We start from the raw sequence: 18,076 nt of genomic DNA, 5'->3' as shown, positions 1-18,076 counted from the left end.
TCCGAGCTGCGCGAGCTGGGCGTCCCGCTGGAGACCGGCCGCCGCTCGATCTTCGACCAGCACGACGGCTACCGGATCGCCCGCGCCGACTACGAGCTCGGAGAGATCGAGCTCGAACCGGACGAGGCGACGGCCGTCGCGCTCGCCGCGCGCCTGTGGGACTCCCCGGAGCTGTCCGGGCTGGCCCAGGGCGCGCTGGTCAAGCTGCGGGCGGCGGGCGTCGAGGTGGACGAGTCGCAGGGCGGTGCCGTCGCGCCGCGGGTGCACGCCGGTGAGCCGGCGCTCGGCCCGCTGCTGTCCGCCGTCGAGTCCGGCCGGGTGGTGACGTTCGACCACCGGCGCGGCGGTCCCGGCGGGGAGGTCGTCCGGCGCACCGTCGACCCGTGGGGTGTCGTGTCCTGGCGCGGGCGCTGGTATCTCGTCGGCCACGACCACGGGCGCGACGACGTCCGGTGCTTCCGCCTGTCCCGGATCTCCGGGTCGGTCCGGGCGACCGGCCCGACCGGCGCCGTCGAGATACCGGACGGCGTGGACCTGCGCGGACTGGTCCGGGACTCGGTGGCGCCGCCGCCGGTCAGCGGCAAGGCACGGATCTGGGTTGCCGACGGCAGGGCGCACGGTCTGCGCCGCCTCGGCCGCGATGTCGGGCCGCGCAGGCGCGGGGAGCGCGACGGCGTCGAGATCGAGGTCGAGCTCCGCAGCCCCGGCGTGGTGGCGCGCTGGGTGGCCGGCCACGGCGGGGACGCCGCCGTGCTCGACCCGCCCGACCTGGCCGACGCCGTGCGGGCGCTGTGGATGGGCGCGGCAGGGGAGGCCGTGGCCGCAGGGCCGGCGGACCGGACGGGGCAGCGGTGACCGGCGGCGGCGTGACCGACCGGCTGCCGCGCCTGCTGTCGCTCGCGCCCTACCTGCGGGCGCACCCCGGCGTGCGGATCGCGGACATGGCCGAGGACTTCGGCGTCGACGAGCGACAGCTGCGCCGCGACCTGGAACTGCTCTGGATGTGCGGGCTGCCCGGCTACGGCCCCGGCGACCTGGTGGACCTGTCGTTCGCCGGGGACACCGTCTCGGTCGTCGAGGACGCCGGCATGCAGCGCCCGCTGCGCCTGACGACGGCGGAGGCGACCGCCCTGCTCGTGGCGCTGCGCACCCTCCACGAGACGCCCGGCCTCACCGACACCGACGCCGTCGCCAGGGCCACCGGCAAGATCGAGGCCGCGGTCGGCGAGGCCGCTCCGGGCATGGTGGTCGACACCCCGGCCCCGGAACACGCGGGCACCGGCACCGTCCGGCGCGCGCTGGAGCGGGGTCGCGCCCTGCGGATCGTCTACTACACGGCCGGCCGGGACGCCGTGTCGCGGCGCGTGGTGGACCCGATGCGCCTGCTGCTCGTCGACGGGCGCGGCTACCTGGAGGCGTGGTGCCGCCGGGCCGAGGGGGTCCGGCTGTTCCGGCTGGACCGGGTCGAGGACGCCGAGGTGCTCGACGAGCCGGCCCAGCCGCACCCGGACGCCGAGCCCACCGACGTCTCCGACGGCGTGTTCCGGCCCGCCGCAGACCAGCGGGCGGCCACCCTGGAACTGGGCCCGGACGCGCACTGGGTCGCCGAGTACTACCCGGTGGACGACGCGGCCGAGCCGGACGGGGCCGGGACGATCCGGGTCGTCCTGCGGTTCTCCGACCCGGACTGGCTGGTCCGGCTCGTGCTCGGCCTCGGCGGCGCCGCCCGCGTCGTGGACCCGCCGGAGCTCGCGGCCACGGTGGCCGAACGCGCCCGGCAGGCGCTGGCCGCGTCCGCCGGCTGGTGACGCGCGCACGAACCGCAGGCGCGGATACGGCGAACGCATCAGGGGATCCCCGCCGTCCGGGCGACGTGACCGGGCGGCGAACAACGGACGACGACGGGTGGGCGCGGCCGGGCATCCTGGTCACGCCGCGTATGCTCGCCATCGAGTCCACCGACTTCGACGGAGGTAGACCCATGCCGGGTGGCTACGAGTGGCTGATCATCATCGGCGTCCTGTTGCTGCTGTTCGGGGCGAAGAAGCTGCCGGACATGGCCCGTTCCGTCGGCCAGTCGGCGCGCGTGTTCAAGGGCGAGATGAAGGGCCTGAAGGACGACGCGAAGACCGCCGACCCCCGCGAGGACCTGAAGCCCGACGCGCCGCAGCAGGTGAACCAGGCCGCGCCGGCTACGACGCCGGAGCCGACCCCGCCCGCACAGCCGGCCGCACAGCCGGCCGAACAGCCGGCCGAACGCCCGGAGGGTGAGCCCCCCGCCCCGGCGCAGCACGACCGCACCGACGCACGCTGAGCCCGCCGCCGTGAAGGCCCCGTTCCGCAGACGTCGGCGGAGCAATCCCGACGGCACCATGACGCTCGTCGAGCACATGTACGAGCTGCGCAACCGGCTCGGCATCTCGCTGCTCGCGATCGCGGTCACGACGGTCTTCGGCTACATCTGGTTCGAGGTCGCGTTCTTCGGCCTGCCGAGCCTGGGCAACATCCTGAAGGAGCCGTACTGCGCGCTCCCGCCCGGATCCCGGGCGGTGCTCTCGGCCGACCCGAACTCCTGCACGCTGCTCGGCACCGGTCCGTTCGACCAGTTCATGCTGCGTCTCAAGGTCGGCGCGACGGCGGGTGTGGTGCTGGCCTGCCCGGTCTGGCTCTACCAGCTGTGGGGGTTCATCACCCCCGGCCTGAAGACGAACGAGCGGCGGTACGCGCTGTCGTTCGTGTCGGTCGCGTCGGTGCTGTTCCTCTGCGGTGTGGTGCTGGCCTACCTGGTCATCCCGCAGGGACTCGGCTTCCTGCTCAGCATCGGTAACGAGATCCAGACCACGGCGCTGGCCGGCAACCAGTACTTCGACTTCGTCATCGCCCTGCTGGTGATCTTCGGGGTGAGCTTCGAGCTGCCGCTGCTCGTCGTGGCGCTGAACCTCACGGGCATCGTGTCCTACGAGCAGCTCAAGCGGTGGCGCCGCGGGCTGATCTTCGCCCTGTTCGTGTTCGCCGCGATCGCGACGCCGGGCCAGGACCCGATCTCGATGATCGCGCTCGCGATGGCGCTCACGCTGCTGTTCGAGCTCGCCATCCAGATCTCCCGGATCAACGACAAGCGCAAGGCGAAGCGGCGCCTCGACGAGGGCTGGGACACCTGGGACCCGGATACTCCCTCGCCGCTGGACACCACGCCGTCGGCGATCGAGCCCCCGTCGGCGATCGAGCCGCCTGCGGTCGTCCACCCACCGTCGTCGGTGGAGCCGCACACCACGAACGGGAACTCCGCCGACCGCCGCCGGGACATCGACGACGTCACCTGACCCTCCCGCCCCCGGCGCACCGCGCGCCGCCGCATCGGCCGTACGATCCGGCCCGGCAGCGCACGGAGCGGCACGCGAGGAGCGGTGACTCAGGTGAAGTACGAGCGGGTGGTCATCAAGCTCAGTGGCCAGGCGATGGCCGGCGCCGACGGGTTCGGGTTCAGCGCGCAGGCCCTGCAGCACCTGGCGTCGCAGATCCTGCAGATCCGCAAGCTCGGGGTGCAGGTCGCCGTCGTCGTCGGTGGCGGGAACGTGTTCCGCGGCAACCGCTCCGACACCTGGGGCATCGACCGCGTCGAGGCCGATAACATCGGCATGCTCGGCACCGTGATCAACGGGCTGCTGCTGCGCGGCAAGCTGTCCGCGCTCGGCGAGGACAACGTCCGGGTGATGACCGCCATCCCGATCAACGCGGTCGCCGAGCCGTTCCTTCGGCTGCGCGCGAAGCGCCACCTGGACAAGGGCGCGATCCTGATCTTCTCGGGCGGTAACGGGCAGCCGTTCATCACGACCGACTACCCCAGCGTGCAGCGCGCGCTGGAGATCGGCGCGGACGCGCTGCTCGTCGCCAAGCACGGCGTGGACGGCGTGTACGACGCCGACCCGGGTACGAACCCGGACGCCCGCCGCTACGAGCGGCTCCCGTACGACGAGGTCGTCGGCAAGGGTCTCAAGGTGATGGACCAGACCGCGTTCATCCTGGCCCGCGACCACGGCATCCCGCTGCACGTGTTCGACATCGAGCGCGACGGCCTGATGGCCGCGATCTGCCAGGGCGAGCACCACGGCACGGAGATCAACGCGGCGGTCACCGAGGCGGAGTTCGCCGCGCCGTAACGGATCTCGCCGGTGGCCCGGCCCGGGATGTGACAGATTGGGGGAGTGGTCCCCCGTACCGCGCACACGCCCGACCCAGCCGCCGCTTACGCCGCGGCCAAGGACCGGTCCGCCCGCCCGCACCTCTCCGAGTTCGCCGGGCTCCTGCCGTTCGACCTGGACCCGTTCCAGCGCCAGGGCTGCGAGGCGCTCGAGGACGGGCACGGCGTGCTCGTCTGCGCCCCGACCGGCGCGGGCAAGACGGTGGTCGGCGAGTTCGCCGTGCACCTGGCCATGGCCGAGGGCCTGAAGTGCTTCTACACGACGCCGATCAAGGCGCTGTCCAACCAGAAGTACGCCGACCTGGTGGCGCGCTACGGCGCCGACGCCGTCGGGCTGCTCACCGGCGACACCGCCGTCAACGGCGACGCGCAGGTGGTGGTGATGACCACCGAGGTCCTGCGCAACATGATCTACGCCGAGTCCGATGGCGCGACCCGGCGGCTCGACCAGCTCGGCTACGTGGTGATGGACGAGATCCACTATCTGGCCGACCGCTTCCGCGGCGCGGTGTGGGAGGAGGTCATCCTCCAGCTGCCCGAGCACGTCGCCGTCGTCGGGCTGTCGGCGACGGTGAGCAACGCCGAGGAGTTCGGCGACTGGCTGGTCGAGGTCCGCGGCGACACGACGGTCGTCGTCGACGAGCACCGGCCGGTGCCGCTGTGGCAGCACATGATGGTCGGCACCCGGCTGTTCGACCTGTTCGGCGAGCGCCGCAGCGTCGAGCGCGAGGGCCCGGCCCGCGTCGAGACCGTCGTCGACCCGGATCTGGTGCGCCACACCCGCGAGATGCAGCGCCGCGACGTCGCCGGGCAGCGTGCCACCGACCGCGGCGGGGACCGCGGGCCGCGTGGCCGCAGCCGCGGCGGCGGGCGGGACCGCCGGGTGGAGCGCTCCCGCAACGAGACCGCGGTCGTCGGGCGCGGGTCCCGGTCCGGAGGGCCCGGTGGGTCCGGACGGGGTGGCTTCCGGCCGCCGTCGCGGGTGCAGGTGATCGACCGCCTGGACCGCGACGGGCTGCTCCCGGCCATCACGTTCGTGTTCAGCCGCGCCGGGTGCGACGCTGCCGTCGGCCAGTGCCTGCGTTCCGGGCTGCGGCTGACCGGCCCGGACGACGTGGACGAGATCCGCCGCATCGTCGAGAAGCACACCGGCGACCTCCCCCAGGCAGACCTGGAGGTGCTGCGCTACTGGGAGTGGCGCGAGGCGCTGGAGCGCGGCGTCGCCGCCCACCACGCCGGCATGCTCCCTGCGTTCAAGGAGACCGTCGAGGAACTGTTCGTCGCCGGGCTCGTGCGCTGCGTGTTCGCCACCGAGACGCTCGCGCTCGGGATCAACATGCCGGCCCGCACGGTCGTGCTGGAGCGGCTGGTCAAGTACAACGGCGAGGCGCACGTCGACCTGACGCCGGGGGAGTACACGCAGCTCACCGGACGAGCCGGGCGGCGGGGGATCGACGTCGAGGGCCACGCCGTCGTGATCTGGACGCCCGGTGTCGACCCGGAGCACGTCGGTGGCCTGGCGTCCACCCGGACCTACCCGCTGCACAGCTCGTTCCGGCCGGTCTACAACATGGCTGTCAACCTCGTCGCCCGCCTCGGCACCGACGACGCGCGGGAGATGCTGGAGCGCTCGTTCGGCCAGTTCCAGGCGGACCGCTCGGTGGTCGGGCTGGCCCGGCGGATCGACCGGAACGAGGAGGCCCTGGCCGGCTACCGCGAGTCGATGACCTGCCACCTCGGCGACTTCACCGAGTACGCCGACCTGCGCCGCCGCATCTCCGAGCGGGAGAAGTCGCTGCGGCGCCAGAACACGGCGTCCGCGCGCGAGGAGACCGAGGAGTCGCTGCGCGCGCTCAAGCCGGGTGACGTGATCGCCGTGCCGGGTGGGCGACGGGCCGGGCTGGCCGTCGTGCTCGACCCCGGTCTCGGCGGGCACGCCGGGCGCGACGAGCCCCGCCCGCTGGTGCTGAACGAGGACCGGTGGGCCGGGCGGCTGTCGGTGTCCGACTTCCCGGCCGCGGTCGCCCCGCTCGGGCGGATGCGGCTGCCCAAGCGCGTCGACCACCGCTCGCCGCAGGCCCGGCGGGACCTGGCGTCGTCGTTGCGCAACACCGGGATCGAGGCGCCCGCCTCGGAGCCGCGCGGGCGTCGCAACGGGACCGGCAGCGCCGCAGGCGACCCGGAGCTGGACACGCTGCGCCGGGCGCTGCGGGCGCACCCCTGCCACGGCTGCGACGACCGGGAGGCGCACGCCCGCTGGGCCGAGCGCCACAACCGGCTCGAGCGCGAGACCGAGCAGCTGCGCCAGAAGGTCCGGGCCACCACCCACTCGCTGGCACGCGCGTTCGACCGGATCCGCGGGCTGCTCGCCGAGCGCGGGTATCTCGATCTCGAGGCCGACGCCGTGACCGAGCACGGGCAGGCGCTGTCCCGGCTGTGGGGCGAGTCCGACCTGCTGGCGGCCGAGTGCCTCCGGCACGGCGTCTGGGAGGGCCTGGAGCCCGAGGAGCTCGCCGCCGTCGTGTCCGCGCTGGTCTACGAGTCCCGCCGGGACGACGCGCCGATGCCGCGGCTGCCGTCCGGACCGGTCTCCGACGCCCTGGAACGGACCGTCGAGCTCTGGACGGAGCTGGACGCCGACCAGCGGCGGCACAAGGCCGAGCGCACCAGGGCGCCGGATCTGGCGTTCGCCTGGCCGATGCACCGCTGGGCCCGCGGCGAGTCGCTGGCCCAGGTGCTGGAGGCCGCCGAGCGCAACGGGCACGAGCTGTCCGCGGGAGACTTCGTCCGCTGGTGTCGCCAGGTGCTCGACCTGCTGGACCAGATCGCCGGCGTGGCGGGCCGCAAGGACGGCGTCGGGCGGGTCGCGCACCGGGCGGCGAGCGCCGTGCGGCGGGGCGTCGTCGCCGCCGGGATGGCCTGACCCGGGGCGTCCCCGCGAACGGTGAAGTGGGAAAATCGAGCGATGAGCACCCCGCAGGGACCGGACCGCTACGGCGCCGACCGTGATCCGGACCTGGGCGGCCCGCCCACCTGGGGTACCCCGCCGCCCGGGGGCTGGGGCAGCGACCCGGACGCCGGTCCGCCGACCGGCGCGTGGGACCCGGCCGCCGACGACTACGACGACCGTGCGGCCGGCCGGGGCCACGACCAGCCCTACGGCGACCCCGCCCCGGCCTACGGCGGTCGCCGCCGGGCCGAGGACCGCCACGACGGCGACGGCTGGGGCGCCCCCGCCGACGCGCCGTGGGGTGACCAGTACGGCGAGCGGTACACGGACCAGTACGGGAACGCGCCGCAGCACGGCGCGTACGCCGCCCCGGACGACCCGTGGAACGACCCGGACCGGACCGCGGCGTGGGGCGCCGAGCCGCAGGCCGGCTTCGCGTCCGGTGACGAGCCGTGGGCGCCCCGCGCCGAGTCCCGCGGCCCGCGCCGCGGACCGTTCGGTCTCGGCAGGGGAGCGCTGGCCGGGATCGGCGTCGGCGCCGTCCTCGTCATCGCGCTGCTGGTGGGGCTGTTCGTCTACCCCGGATGGGCCGTGGCCCGAACGCTGGACAAGACGGCCCTGCAGAACGGCGTCACGCAGATCCTGACCCAGGACTACGGCCTGCAGGTCGGGGCCGTCGAGTGCCCGGACGATGTGAAGGTCGCCCCGGACACCGGGTTCGCCTGCCAGGCACTGATCGACGGCGAGCCGGTCACCGTGCCGGGCAAGGTCACCACCGACGAGGGCGACTACCAGGTCAGCAGGGTCTGATCCCGGTCTGATCCGCGAAACCCGGCGACAGCCGGGGCGGTCGGCGGCGATCCTCGGGATCGTGGACGACGACCGTGACGTACGCCTGCTCCGGCCCGACGAGATGCGCGCGGCCGCGGACCTGTTCCGCGGCGCGCTGCACCACCCGCCGGTGTCCGACGTCGAGTGGGACACCAACCCCGTCGGGGACTGCGAGGGCCGGACGTACGGCGCGTTCGAGAACGGCGAGATGGTCGGGACCACCTGGTCGTTCGCGACCAGGACGGCCGTGCCGGGTGGGGCGACGCTCCCCGCGGCGGCCGTCACCCGCGTCGGCGTGCGCGCCGACCGCACCCGTCGGGGGCACCTGACGGCGATGATGCGCACCCAGCTCGCCGACGCCGCCGCCCACGGCGGCGTGCTGGCCCAGCTGACGGCCAGCGAGTCGGTGATCTACGGGCGGTACGGCTACGGTGTCGCGACCCGCGGCGAGCACGTCCGGATCCGGCCGCGGACCGGTGTCCGCGCCGCGGCACCGGAGCGCGGCGAGATCCGGATGCTGCCCCGCGACGGTGCCCGTGACGTGCTGGTCCCGCTCTACGAGCGGCTCGCCCCTGCGCGGCCGGGCACGATGGCGCGCAACGCCGACTGGTGGACCCGGTCACGGGCGTGGGCCGTGAACGATGGCGGCGTGCTGGAGACCGCCGTGCACACCGGCCCGGCCGGCGACGACGGCTACGTCGTCTGGACCGTCGACCGCGGCGACGACTGGGTCCTGCGGGTGTCCGACCTGCACGCCGCGACCCCGGCCGCGGCGGCCGGCCTGTGGCGGTTCCTGCTCGGTGTGGATCTCGTCGACCGGATCGTCGCGTACAAGCGGCCGCTCGACGAGTCGGTCGATCTGCTGCTGACCGACGCGCGGGAGGTACGTGTCGACGGACGCGTCGACGAGCTGTGGGTACGCCTGCTCGACGTGCCGGCCGCCCTCGCCGCCCGGACGTGGGGCGACGGGCCCGCCGTCGTGCTGCGCGTGCACGACCACCTGATCCCGGCGAACGACGCCACGTTCCGGATCGGCCCGGACGGCCCGAAGCTCGTCGAGGGCGACCCGGCCCCCGACCTGGAGTGCGACGTCGACGCGCTGGCCATGGCCTACCTGGGCGACCGGCGGCCGTCGGAGCTGGTCGCGGCGGGCTGGTGGCGCGCGCACGAGCCGTCCGCGCCGGCCCGGGCGGACGCGCTGTTCGCGACCGGCGTCGTGCCGTGGTGCGGGACGGGCTTCTGACGGCGGCTCACACGTCGTCGAACAGGCGCGGCACGTCGACCGCGCCACCGTCCTCGGCGAACTCGGCGGCGACGGCGTCGCGCAGGCGCTCGTCGGCCAGCAGGTCCGCGACCGTGTGCGCGAGCCCCGCTGCGCCGTCGCGCACCGCGGCGTCCCCGGCAGGGCCGCCCGCCGCCGTCGCGAACGCCGGGGTGTGCAGCGACGTGCCGGGCTCGGCCACCGCGATCATCGGGTGGATCGACGGCACGCGCAGGCTGACGTTGCCGAGGTCGGTCGACCCGGTCTCGGACTCCGGCACGACCCCGCGCGGCAGCGCCGTGCGCCCGCGCTCGGCCTGGTGCACGGCCCAGCGGGCGGCGAGCGTGCGGTTGTGCCGGATCGGCAGGTAGGCGGGCGTGGCGTCCCAGGTCAGCTCGTAGCCGCAGCCGGTCATCGCGGCCGCGCCGATCGCGATCGCCTTCACCCGGGTCGCGAGGTCGTGCAGCGCGTCCGGGTCCTGGGAGCGCAGGTAGTAGCGGGCCGCGGCCCGGTCCGGCACGACGTTCGGCGCGCTCCCGCCGTCGGTGACGATCCCGTGCACGCGGTCCGGGTCCGGCAGGTGCTGGCGCAGCATCGCGACGCCCTGGTAGCCGAGCACGACGGCGTCCAGCGCGTTGCGCCCCATCGACGGCTGGGCCGACGCGTGCGCGGCCACCCCGTGGTAGACGACGTCCAGGCGGCGGCGCCCGAGGAACGGGTGCTCGGCGACGTCGTGGGCGAACGGGTGGAGCATCACCGCGGCGTCGACGTCGTCGAACGCGCCGGCACGGGCCATCGTCTCCTTGCCGCCCCCGCCCTCCTCGGCGGGCGTGCCGTACAGCCGGACGGTGCCCGGCGGCCGGGTGCGCGCCAGCGCCAGGAACGCGCCGACGGCGGCCCCGCAGATCACGTTGTGCCCGCACGCGTGGCCGATGCCGGGCAGCGCGTCGTACTCGGCCAGGACCGCGACGACCGGCCCCCCGCTGCCGGTCTCGGCCCGCAGCGCCGTGTCCAGACCGTGCACCCCGACGTCGGCGGCGACGCCGTGCCGGTCCAGCAGCGCCGCGACGGCGGCCGCGGCGCGGTGCTCGGTGAACGCCACCTCGGGGTCCGCGTGCAGCGCCCGAGACAGGGCGACGGCGTCCGGCCCGACGGCCTCCAGCGCGTCGGACACCCTGCGGCGCAACATGTCCGGGGCGCCGTCGTGGGGCGACGTCAGCGGCTCGGCTGCCGCCGCGCGCGCCGCGGTCTCGCGTGCGGCGGCGTCCAGGAACGCGCGGCTCGGTGTCTCCGGGGAGGCGGGGTCGTGACCAACCACGTCCCTCGTTCTACCCCGCCGCCTTCTCCAGCGCCGCCTTCAGGCGCCCGACCGACGACTCCAGGCCCCACCGGGCGGCGAGCGCGTCGAGCAGCTCCCCGTTCGCCGGCTCGGTCGGCAGCGCGGTGTCGCCGCTGAGGTCCACCGGCGCCTCGAGCGCCACCCGCACGACCGGTTCGACGACGGCCAGGTAGTCGGTCGCCTTCGCCATCTTCGCGCGCACGGACGCGCCGATCCGGGTGTCCGCGCCGTCCGAGACGGCCGCGACCAGCTCGTCCCACGTGCCGAAGCGCCCGACGAGCGTCGCCGCCGTCTTCTCCCCGACGCCGGGGACGCCGGGCAGGCCGTCGGAGGGGTCCCCGCGCAGCATCGCCATCTCCGCGTACGCCGCGCCCGCCCGCTCCAGCGGCACGCCGTACTTCGACGCCACCTCGGCCGGGCCGAGGTGCTCGGCCTTGTTCAGCCCGCGGCCGATGTAGAGCAGCCGGACCGGGGTCGGCTCGTCGCGCACGATCTGCATCAGGTCCCGGTCGCCGGACACGGCGAGCACCGGCCCGTCGGCGTGGTGGGCCAGCGTGCCGATCACGTCGTCGGCCTCGTGCCCCACCGCACCGCCGGTGGCGATGCCCGCCGCACCGAGCACGTCGAGGATCACCGGGACCTGCGGCGCCAGCCCGTCCGGCACCTCCTCCGGCACTCCGGCCGGGACCTCGTCGGCCGTGCCGTCGGCCACCCGGTGCGCCTTGTACGACGGCAGCGCCTCGACCCGGAACGCCGGACGCCAGTCGAGGTCCAGGCAGGCGACCAGCCGGGCAGGCGGGCGCTCCGTGACCAGTCGCGCGATCATGTCCAGGAACCCGCGGACGGCGTTCACCGGCGTGCCGTCCGGGGCGGTGACCGACTCGGGCACGCCGTAGAACGCGCGGAAGTACATGCTCGCCGAGTCGAGCAGCATCAACGGGCGGTCGGTCATGGTCGGAGACTATGGCAGGACGGGTGCCCGGCCGGGCCCGCAGGTGCCAGGCATGATGGTGCGGTGAGTGAGAGGGAGCGCCGATGAGCGACGACGTCCGGGAGTGGGAGACCGACCGCGAGCGGTTCGTGGGGGCGCAGGGCAGCTCCGAGTCCATCGACGTCGCGGGCGACCTCGACGGCCTCGACGAGGCGGGCCCGCTCGCCCGCCAGTTCACGCAGCTCACGCAGTCGCTGCTGTCCGCGTCGTCGGTCGGCGAGGTGCTGATCCAGGTCATCGCCGGAGCGCGCCGGATCATCCCGGCCGTGCACCTGGCCAGCGTGACGCTGCGGGACACCGACGGCTCGTTCCACACGCCTGTCGAGACGGACCCGATCGCCGTCGAACTCGACCAGGTGCAGTACCGCAGCGGGCGGGGACCGTGCGTCGAGTCCGCCCGCCGGGACGGGCCGGCCATGGCGATCGCCGACGACCTGGCCACCGACGGCCGGTGGCCGGAGTTCGCGGCCGCCTCGGTGCGCGCCGGGTTCGGGTCGATCCTCGCCACGTCGCTGATGCCGGACCGCACCGGCGCCGACCTGCCCGGCGCGCTGAACCTGTACTCGCGCGGACGGACCGCGTTCACCCCCTCCGACGTCGACCGCGCGCTGCTCCTCGCCACGCACGCGTCGCTCGCGCTCGCGACGACGGCCGCCGTGTCCGCCGCCGATCTGGAGCGCAGCCAGCTGAAGTCGGCGATCGCCTCGCGGGACGTGATCGGCCAGGCCAAGGGCATCCTGATGGCCCGTCGCGGCCTGACCGCCGACGACGCGTTCGACGTGCTGCGCCGGACGTCACAGGACATCAACGTCAAGCTCGTCGATCTCGCGACGACCGTCACCCAGCGGCCCGACGCGCTCGACACGCGCTGAACCCTCGCCCGCCGACCGACTTGCCGGGTGCGCGGGCCGCTGCCACGATCGGGAGATCATGTCGGGTTGAGGACCAGCTCGGCCGCTTGCCACATCGAGCAGCCGGAGGTCATCGACGATGACGACCGTCGATCCCGTCACCCGCCTGTCACTGGACGGCCCCGACCGGCCCGGTCCGGACGGCTCCGGCGTGCACGTGCTGCACGTCCGCGGGCCCCTCGACCGGGCGGCGGGCGCGCGCCTGCTGCGCCTCGCCGACGCCCGGCTCGCGCTCGTGCGGGCAGGCACCCGGCACGACCGACACCTCGTCGTCGACGTCTCCGGGGTGACCGGTACCGACACCGGCGGACTGGCCGCGCTGCGGCACCTGCGCTTCGCGTGCGACCGGCTCGGTATCGGCGTGCACCTCGCCGGGACCGACGCGCTCGGACACGCCGGGGCGCACCTCGGCGGGCAGCTGGCCGGCTTCGACCGGTACCCGACGGCCGCGGTCGCCGTCCGTGCCCTGTGCGCATCGTGACCGGCGCGGTGCCCGGCCGGTCCTCGCCCGCCGGACGTGCCACCGGCGCGCTCGACGTCGCAGCGCCGGGCCGCGTGGCGACCCGGACCTGACCCCGGCCACGGTCCGTGTCGGCCTACCCTGGCCGCATGACCGACGCCGTCCCGACCGAGTTGCTCGCCGACCGGCTCCGACGCGCGGGCGAGGCCGCCGCCGAGCAGGGCACCGACGTCCTGTTCGTCACCCCGGGCACCGACCTGCGCTACCTCACCGGCTTCACCGGCGCCTCGCACGAGCGGCTGACCTGCCTGGTCGTGCCCGCCGCGGGCCACAGGGCGCCACCCGCGCTCGTCGTGCCCGCGCTGGAGGCGCCCGGGTTCGCCGACGTGCCGCTGGAGGCGCTCGGCATCGAGCTCGTCACGTGGACCGACGGCGACGACCCGCACCTGCTGGTCAGCGACCTGTCCGGCGGCCCGACGTCGATGGCCGTGGACGACGACATGCCGGCCCGTCACGTGCTCGGGCTGCGGGACTCGTTCCCCGAGGTGCCGCAGTCGCTCGCCGGGCCGGTGCTGCGCACGCTGCGCATGCGCAAGGACCCGGCCGAGATCGCGCGGCTGCGCGCCGCCGGTGCGGCGATCGACCGCGTGCACGCGCGGATGGGGGAGTGGCTCCAGCCCGGCCGTACCGAGGCGCAGGTGGGTGCGGACATCACGGCCGCGATCGTCGCGGAGGGGCACGCCGAGGCCGCGTTCGTGATCGTCGGGTCCGGGCCGAACGGCGCCAGCCCGCACCACGACGTGTCCGACCGGGTGATCGAGCCCGGCGACGTCGTCGTGATCGACATCGGCGGCCCGTTGCCGGACGGCTACAACTCCGACTGCACCCGCACGTACGCCGTCGGGGGCGAGCCGCCCGCCGAGGTGAAGGAGACCTATGCCGTGCTGCAGGAGGCGCAGGAGCGCGCCGTCGCTGCCGTGCGCCCGGGTGTCAGCGCCGCGTCGGTGGACCGCGCCGCCCGCGGCCCGATCTCCGAGGCCGGGCACGGTGCGCGGTTCATCCACCGCACCGGCCACGGCATCGGGCTCGACGTGCACGAGGAGCCCTACATCGTCGACGGCAACGAGCTCGTCCTCGAGCCGGGCATGGCGTTCAGCGTCGAGCCCGGCATCTACACGCCCGGCTCGTGGGGCGCGCGGATCGAGGACATCGTCGTGGTCACCACCGACGGCGTGGAGCGCCTGAACCACAACCCGCGCGACCTCGTCGTCCTCTGAGCCCCGCCCTCGTCCCGCCGTCCTCACGCGCCCGTCCCCACGCCCCCGCCCCCGCCCTCCCATTCGGGCCCGGGTGGGGCGTGTGGGGCAGGTGAGGCGGGTGAGTACAGGTGGGGGGCTGTCGGATCAGTAGGGGGCAGGGCCCTCGCCCGCGACGGGGACGTGCAGCAGCGTCGGGCCGGTCGCGGCGAGCGCGTCGCGCAGGGCGGCCGCCAGGGCGGCCGGGTCCTCCACACGGCGGGCGTCGACGCCCATCGAGCGGGCCAGCTCGGCGAAGTCGATGCCGCCGAGGCGGGTACCGGGCAGCTTGTCCCCACCCGCGCGCTCGCCGAGCAGGCGCACGGCCGCGTACTCGCTGTTGTCCAGGATCACGAACACGGCGCGGGCCTGCTCCCGGGCGGCCGACCACAGCGCCTGGATCCCGTACATCGCCGACCCGTCGCCCAGCACGCCGACGACGGACCGGTCCGGACGGGCCAGCGCCGCCCCGACGGTCGCCGCGATGCCGTAGCCGAGCGCGCCGCTGGCCGTGGTCAGGAACCCGGCGTCGGTGGAGCGGATCGGCAGGTGGTCGTGCAGCGCGCCGCGGTGGCTCGGCCCCTCCTCGACGACGACGGCGTCGCCCGGAAGCACGCCGGCGAGCGTCGCGTAGACGAGCGCCGGGGTGAGGCCCTCGGCCGGGTCCGGCACCTCCGGGAGGACCCGTCCGGCCGTGACCGGCGGGACGTCGGAGGCGGGCACGACGGACAGCAGCGCCCGCAGCACCGGACCCGGTGAGGCCAGCACGCCGTTCCCGTGCGGGGTGCGGGCCAGCACGTCCGGGTCGTCGGACACGACGACCGTCGGTGGCAGCGGCGCGACGTCCCCCGGCCGCTGCACGTGGTAGGTGAACGCCGGCGCGCCGAGTACCACCACCAGGTCGTAGCGCTCCAGCTCGGCGCCCAGCGCACGGCGCTCCGGGGTGAGGAACCCGGCGAACAGCGGGTGGTCCTCCGGGAACGAGCACCGCCCGGACAGCGGTGCCGCCCACACGGCCGCGCCGCAGCGCTCGGCGAGCGCGACCAGATCCGGCACCGCACCGTCGGCGTCCACGGCCGCACCGGCCACGATCGCCGTCCGCGGCCCGCCGTCCGGACCGGCACCGAGCGCGTCGCGCACGGCGTCGGCCAGCGCCGTCACGTCCTCGACGTGTGCGGCGACCCCGCGCCCGGCCGTCGGCGCGACGTCCGGCATCGGCCCGTCGAACGGGCGCTCCCAGTCGTCCACCGGGATCGACACGAACACCGGCCCGTACGGCGGCGTGGACGCGATCCGGTACGCCCTGGCGAGCGCGATCGGGACCTCGCCCGCGTGCGCCGGCTCGTGCGACCACTTCACGTGCGGGCGGGGGAACGCGGCCGCGTCCGGGGCGCCGAGGAACGGCTCCTCGGCGAGCATCGCACGGGCCTGCTGACCGGCCGTGACGATCAGCGGCGACCGGTTCGCCGACGCGTTGAACACGGCGCCGAGCCCGTGCCCGACACCGCCCGCGGAGTGCAGGTTCACCAGCACCGGACGGCGGGTGAGCTGGGCGTGCGCGTCGGCCATCCCGACCACGACCGACTCCTGCAGCCCCAGCACGTACCGGAAGTCGTCCGGCCACCCGGACAGGAACGGCACCTCCGTCGTCCCCGGATTGCCGAACACCGTCGTCAGCCCCAGCCGACGCATCAGCTCCCGCGTGGCCTCCAGGACAGTTCCCGTCATTCGCCCTCCCGCTCCGGTCTACGACCCCGATCATGCTGCCGCCGTTCGCCGTCCGGGGACCGGGGTGGGAACTCGGGGCGGCGGTCCGGGCGTTCCCCGAGTGAACCACCCGCCCCACGGGGCAGAGTGGACACCAGAACGGCCGGACGTCCCGGTCGCGCCGGGAGACCCCCGGTGGAAGGAGGACAGCGAGATGCCCCAGACCGCAACGCTGAGCAGGCCGCGCAACGGCAAGGTGATCGCCGGCGTGTGCGCCGGGCTGGCGGACCGCCTGGGATGGGGACGCAACACCGTCCGCCTGCTGTTCCTGCTCTCCTGCCTGCTGCCCGGCCCGCAGTTCGTGATCTACCTCGTGCTGTGGCTGATCATGCCGAAGGCCCAGTACTGATCACTCTCACGACCACCGGAGGGCCGGTCCGGCAACGGACCGGCCCTCCGGCTATCCTCACGCCCGTGATCGTGCGGACCTGTTCGACGGCGGCGACGTGTCGCTGCTGTACGCCGGGTCCGCGCACGCTCGGCCGCCTCTAGAGAGCGGTCGCCGGCGCCGACCCGTTCCGGTCCCGAGTCCGCGCCCGCCCGGCCGTCGTGCCGGTGCCCGCACGTCTGCGATCACACAGTGACCTCCACCCCGCACCACCCGGATCTGTCCGGGCACACCGTCCTCGCGCTGCACGCCCACCCCGACGACGAGTCGATCTTCACCGGCATCACGCTGCGACGGCTGGCCGACGCGGGCGCTCGCGTCGTTCTCGTCCTGGCCACCGGGGGAGAGGCGGGTGGCTCGCGGCTCCCGCTGGCCGGCGACACCGTCGCGCTGCGGCGGCGCCGCGAGCTGGAACGGTCCGCCGCACTGCTCGGCGTCGAGCGGCTCGTCCTGCTCGGTCACCGCGACTCCGGCCTGCCCGGCGGCCCGGACCTCGGTCACGAGCAGGCGCTCGCCACTGCCGACCCGCTCGCCCTCGGTCGCCGCGTCGCCGAGCTGGCCGACGCCGAAGGTGCCGCGACGCTCGTGTTCGACGACGACGCCGGCATCTACGGCCACCCCGACCACCGCGCCGTGCACGCGATCGGGAGCACGGCCGCCGCGCTGACCGGAGCCGCCGCGTACCGGACGACCGTGGACCGGGAGCACCTGCACGTCAGCGCCCGCGGGCGTCATCTCGTGCACGGTGCCGCCGCGGCCGCGTCCGTCGCGTTCGGGCGGGTCACCGCCGAGATCACGACGGCGGTCACCGGCTCGGCGGCCGACCTCGCCGTGAAGCGGGCGGCGATGGCCGCGCACGCCAGCCAGATCGACCCGGACCTGCTACCGGGTGCCGACGGTGGAGACTTCGCCGGGACCTACGGCTACGAGTGGTTCCGCCGCGACGGCGCACCGGGCGTGCTGGACGCGCTCGGCAACGTGCACCTGCTGGCCGGAGCCCGCTAGTTCGCCGGACCGACCCACAGCGCCTCGGCCAGGGCCGGACCGATCTCGTGCTCGGTGGCGTCGTCGCCGTCGCCAGCGGCGACCCGGAACGGCCCGCCGAACGGGCGGCGCTCCAGCATCGTCAGGGTGTCCCCGAGCCCGACGGCGCACTCGGCCAGGTAGCGCAGCTTGTCCGGGTCCTCGTCGTCGACCCGCACGAGGCGCCCGCGGGTGCCCGGGTCGACCGTGGACAGGCGCCGGGCGGACACCGTCGGCAACGTCCCGTCCTCGCGCGGGATCGGGTCGCCGTGCGGGTCGAACGACGGGTGCCCGAGCTTCGCGTCGATCCGGGACAGCAGCAGGTCGGAGATGTGGTGCTCGAGGACCTCCGCCTCGTCGTGCACCTCGTCCCAGCCGTAGCCGAGCTCGGAGACCAGGTAGCACTCCAGGAGGCGGTGACGGCGCAGCACGTGCAGCGCCCGGTCGGTGCCCTCGTCGGTGAGCGTGATCCCGCCGTACGGCCGGTGCTCGACCAGCCCGGACCCGACCAGCCTGCGCACCATCCCGGACACCGACGACGCGGACACACCCAGCTTCCCGGCCAGCGTCGACGTCCCGACGTGGACGGTTCCCCGCTCGATCAGCGAGTAGACCATCTTCAGGTAGTCGTCGACGGCGGGCGTGTGCTCCACGCCGTC

General features: G+C 74.9%; 17 protein-coding genes. 13 read left to right on the top strand and 4 right to left on the bottom strand.

Annotated elements, in window-relative coordinates; genetic code table 11:
- From EV378_RS35100 to EV378_RS35065, 8 genes are all read left to right on the top strand, one after another.
- Window positions 1-855: helix-turn-helix transcriptional regulator (locus EV378_RS35100; protein WP_132432366.1), on the top strand; the 855-nt coding region annotated here is incomplete at its 5' end.
- Window positions 856-866: 11 nt separating this feature from the next.
- Window positions 867-1,808 (top strand): helix-turn-helix transcriptional regulator, encoded by a 942-nt coding sequence (locus tag EV378_RS35095; protein WP_243653922.1) that lies wholly within the window; start codon window positions 867-869, stop codon window positions 1,806-1,808.
- Between the two features lie 173 nt (window positions 1,809-1,981).
- On the top strand, window positions 1,982-2,314 hold the full coding sequence (gene tatA, locus EV378_RS35090) for a Sec-independent protein translocase subunit TatA (RefSeq protein ID WP_132432364.1): 333 nt from the start codon (window positions 1,982-1,984) through the stop codon (window positions 2,312-2,314).
- Window positions 2,315-2,372: 58 nt separating this feature from the next.
- Window positions 2,373-3,323 (top strand): twin-arginine translocase subunit TatC, encoded by a 951-nt coding sequence (tatC, locus tag EV378_RS35085; protein ID WP_132432362.1) that lies wholly within the window; start codon window positions 2,373-2,375, stop codon window positions 3,321-3,323.
- Between the two features lie 84 nt (window positions 3,324-3,407).
- Window positions 3,408-4,160 carry a UMP kinase gene (pyrH, locus tag EV378_RS35080; RefSeq protein ID WP_243653921.1) on the top strand — a complete coding sequence of 251 codons (753 nt, stop codon included), beginning with the start codon at window positions 3,408-3,410 and terminating at the stop codon, window positions 4,158-4,160.
- 45 nt (window positions 4,161-4,205) lie between these two features.
- A complete protein-coding gene (locus EV378_RS35075) occupies window positions 4,206-7,124 on the top strand; it encodes a DEAD/DEAH box helicase (RefSeq protein ID WP_132432360.1) in 2,919 nt (972 codons plus the stop codon).
- 42 nt (window positions 7,125-7,166) lie between these two features.
- Entirely contained in the window at window positions 7,167-7,961 is a 795-nt protein-coding gene (locus EV378_RS35070; protein ID WP_132432358.1) for a DUF4333 domain-containing protein, read from the top strand.
- Between the two features lie 61 nt (window positions 7,962-8,022).
- Complete coding sequence (locus EV378_RS35065; protein ID WP_243653920.1) at window positions 8,023-9,225, top strand: GNAT family N-acetyltransferase; 1,203 nt, start codon at window positions 8,023-8,025, stop codon at window positions 9,223-9,225.
- A gap of 7 nt (window positions 9,226-9,232) precedes the next feature.
- On the opposite strand, the gene EV378_RS35060 is transcribed toward EV378_RS35065, so the two are convergent.
- Together EV378_RS35060 and EV378_RS35055 are read right to left on the bottom strand one after the other, a co-directional pair.
- Window positions 9,233-10,561 (bottom strand): M20 family metallopeptidase, encoded by a 1,329-nt coding sequence (locus tag EV378_RS35060; protein WP_424511267.1) that lies wholly within the window; start codon window positions 10,559-10,561, stop codon window positions 9,233-9,235.
- A 10-nt stretch (window positions 10,562-10,571) separates the two neighbouring features.
- Window positions 10,572-11,534 carry a 5'-3' exonuclease gene (locus EV378_RS35055; protein ID WP_207908953.1) on the bottom strand — a complete coding sequence of 321 codons (963 nt, stop codon included), beginning with the start codon at window positions 11,532-11,534 and terminating at the stop codon, window positions 10,572-10,574.
- 83 nt (window positions 11,535-11,617) lie between these two features.
- Between EV378_RS35055 and EV378_RS35050 the strand changes: the two genes are divergently transcribed.
- The 3 genes from EV378_RS35050 (at window position 11,618) to EV378_RS35040 (ending at window position 14,221) form a co-directional block, all read left to right on the top strand.
- A complete protein-coding gene (locus EV378_RS35050) occupies window positions 11,618-12,445 on the top strand; it encodes a GAF and ANTAR domain-containing protein (protein WP_132432356.1) in 828 nt (275 codons plus the stop codon).
- Between the two features lie 118 nt (window positions 12,446-12,563).
- Window positions 12,564-12,965: an STAS domain-containing protein gene (locus tag EV378_RS35045; protein WP_132432354.1), complete on the top strand. Its 402-nt coding sequence runs from the start codon at window positions 12,564-12,566 to the stop codon at window positions 12,963-12,965.
- Window positions 12,966-13,093: 128 nt separating this feature from the next.
- Entirely contained in the window at window positions 13,094-14,221 is a 1,128-nt protein-coding gene (locus EV378_RS35040; protein ID WP_132432352.1) for a M24 family metallopeptidase, read from the top strand.
- Between the two features lie 126 nt (window positions 14,222-14,347).
- On the opposite strand, the gene mdlC is transcribed toward EV378_RS35040, so the two are convergent.
- On the bottom strand, window positions 14,348-15,967 hold the full coding sequence (gene mdlC / locus EV378_RS35035) for a benzoylformate decarboxylase (RefSeq protein WP_132432350.1): 1,620 nt from the start codon (window positions 15,965-15,967) through the stop codon (window positions 14,348-14,350).
- 193 nt (window positions 15,968-16,160) lie between these two features.
- Here mdlC and EV378_RS35030 point away from each other — a divergent pair, with 193 nt between their 5' ends.
- Entirely contained in the window at window positions 16,161-16,355 is a 195-nt protein-coding gene (locus EV378_RS35030) for a PspC domain-containing protein (RefSeq protein WP_132432348.1), read from the top strand.
- Between the two features lie 231 nt (window positions 16,356-16,586).
- Entirely contained in the window at window positions 16,587-17,399 is an 813-nt protein-coding gene (locus tag EV378_RS35025; RefSeq protein WP_132432346.1) for a PIG-L deacetylase family protein, read from the top strand.
- Here the strand turns inward: EV378_RS35025 and EV378_RS35020 are convergent.
- The gene (locus tag EV378_RS35020; RefSeq protein ID WP_279389678.1) at window positions 17,396-18,070 is read right to left on the bottom strand and encodes a metal-dependent transcriptional regulator; all 675 of its coding nucleotides are present in this window, start codon (window positions 18,068-18,070) and stop codon (window positions 17,396-17,398) included. The two genes, EV378_RS35025 and EV378_RS35020, sit on opposite strands and share 4 nt — an antisense overlap.
- Window positions 18,071-18,076 lie beyond the last annotated feature (6 nt).

The organism is Pseudonocardia endophytica (assembly GCF_004339565.1).
Lineage (GTDB): Bacteria > Actinomycetota > Actinomycetes > Mycobacteriales > Pseudonocardiaceae > Pseudonocardia > Pseudonocardia endophytica.
This window is presented reverse-complemented; position numbering and strand designations above follow the sequence as displayed.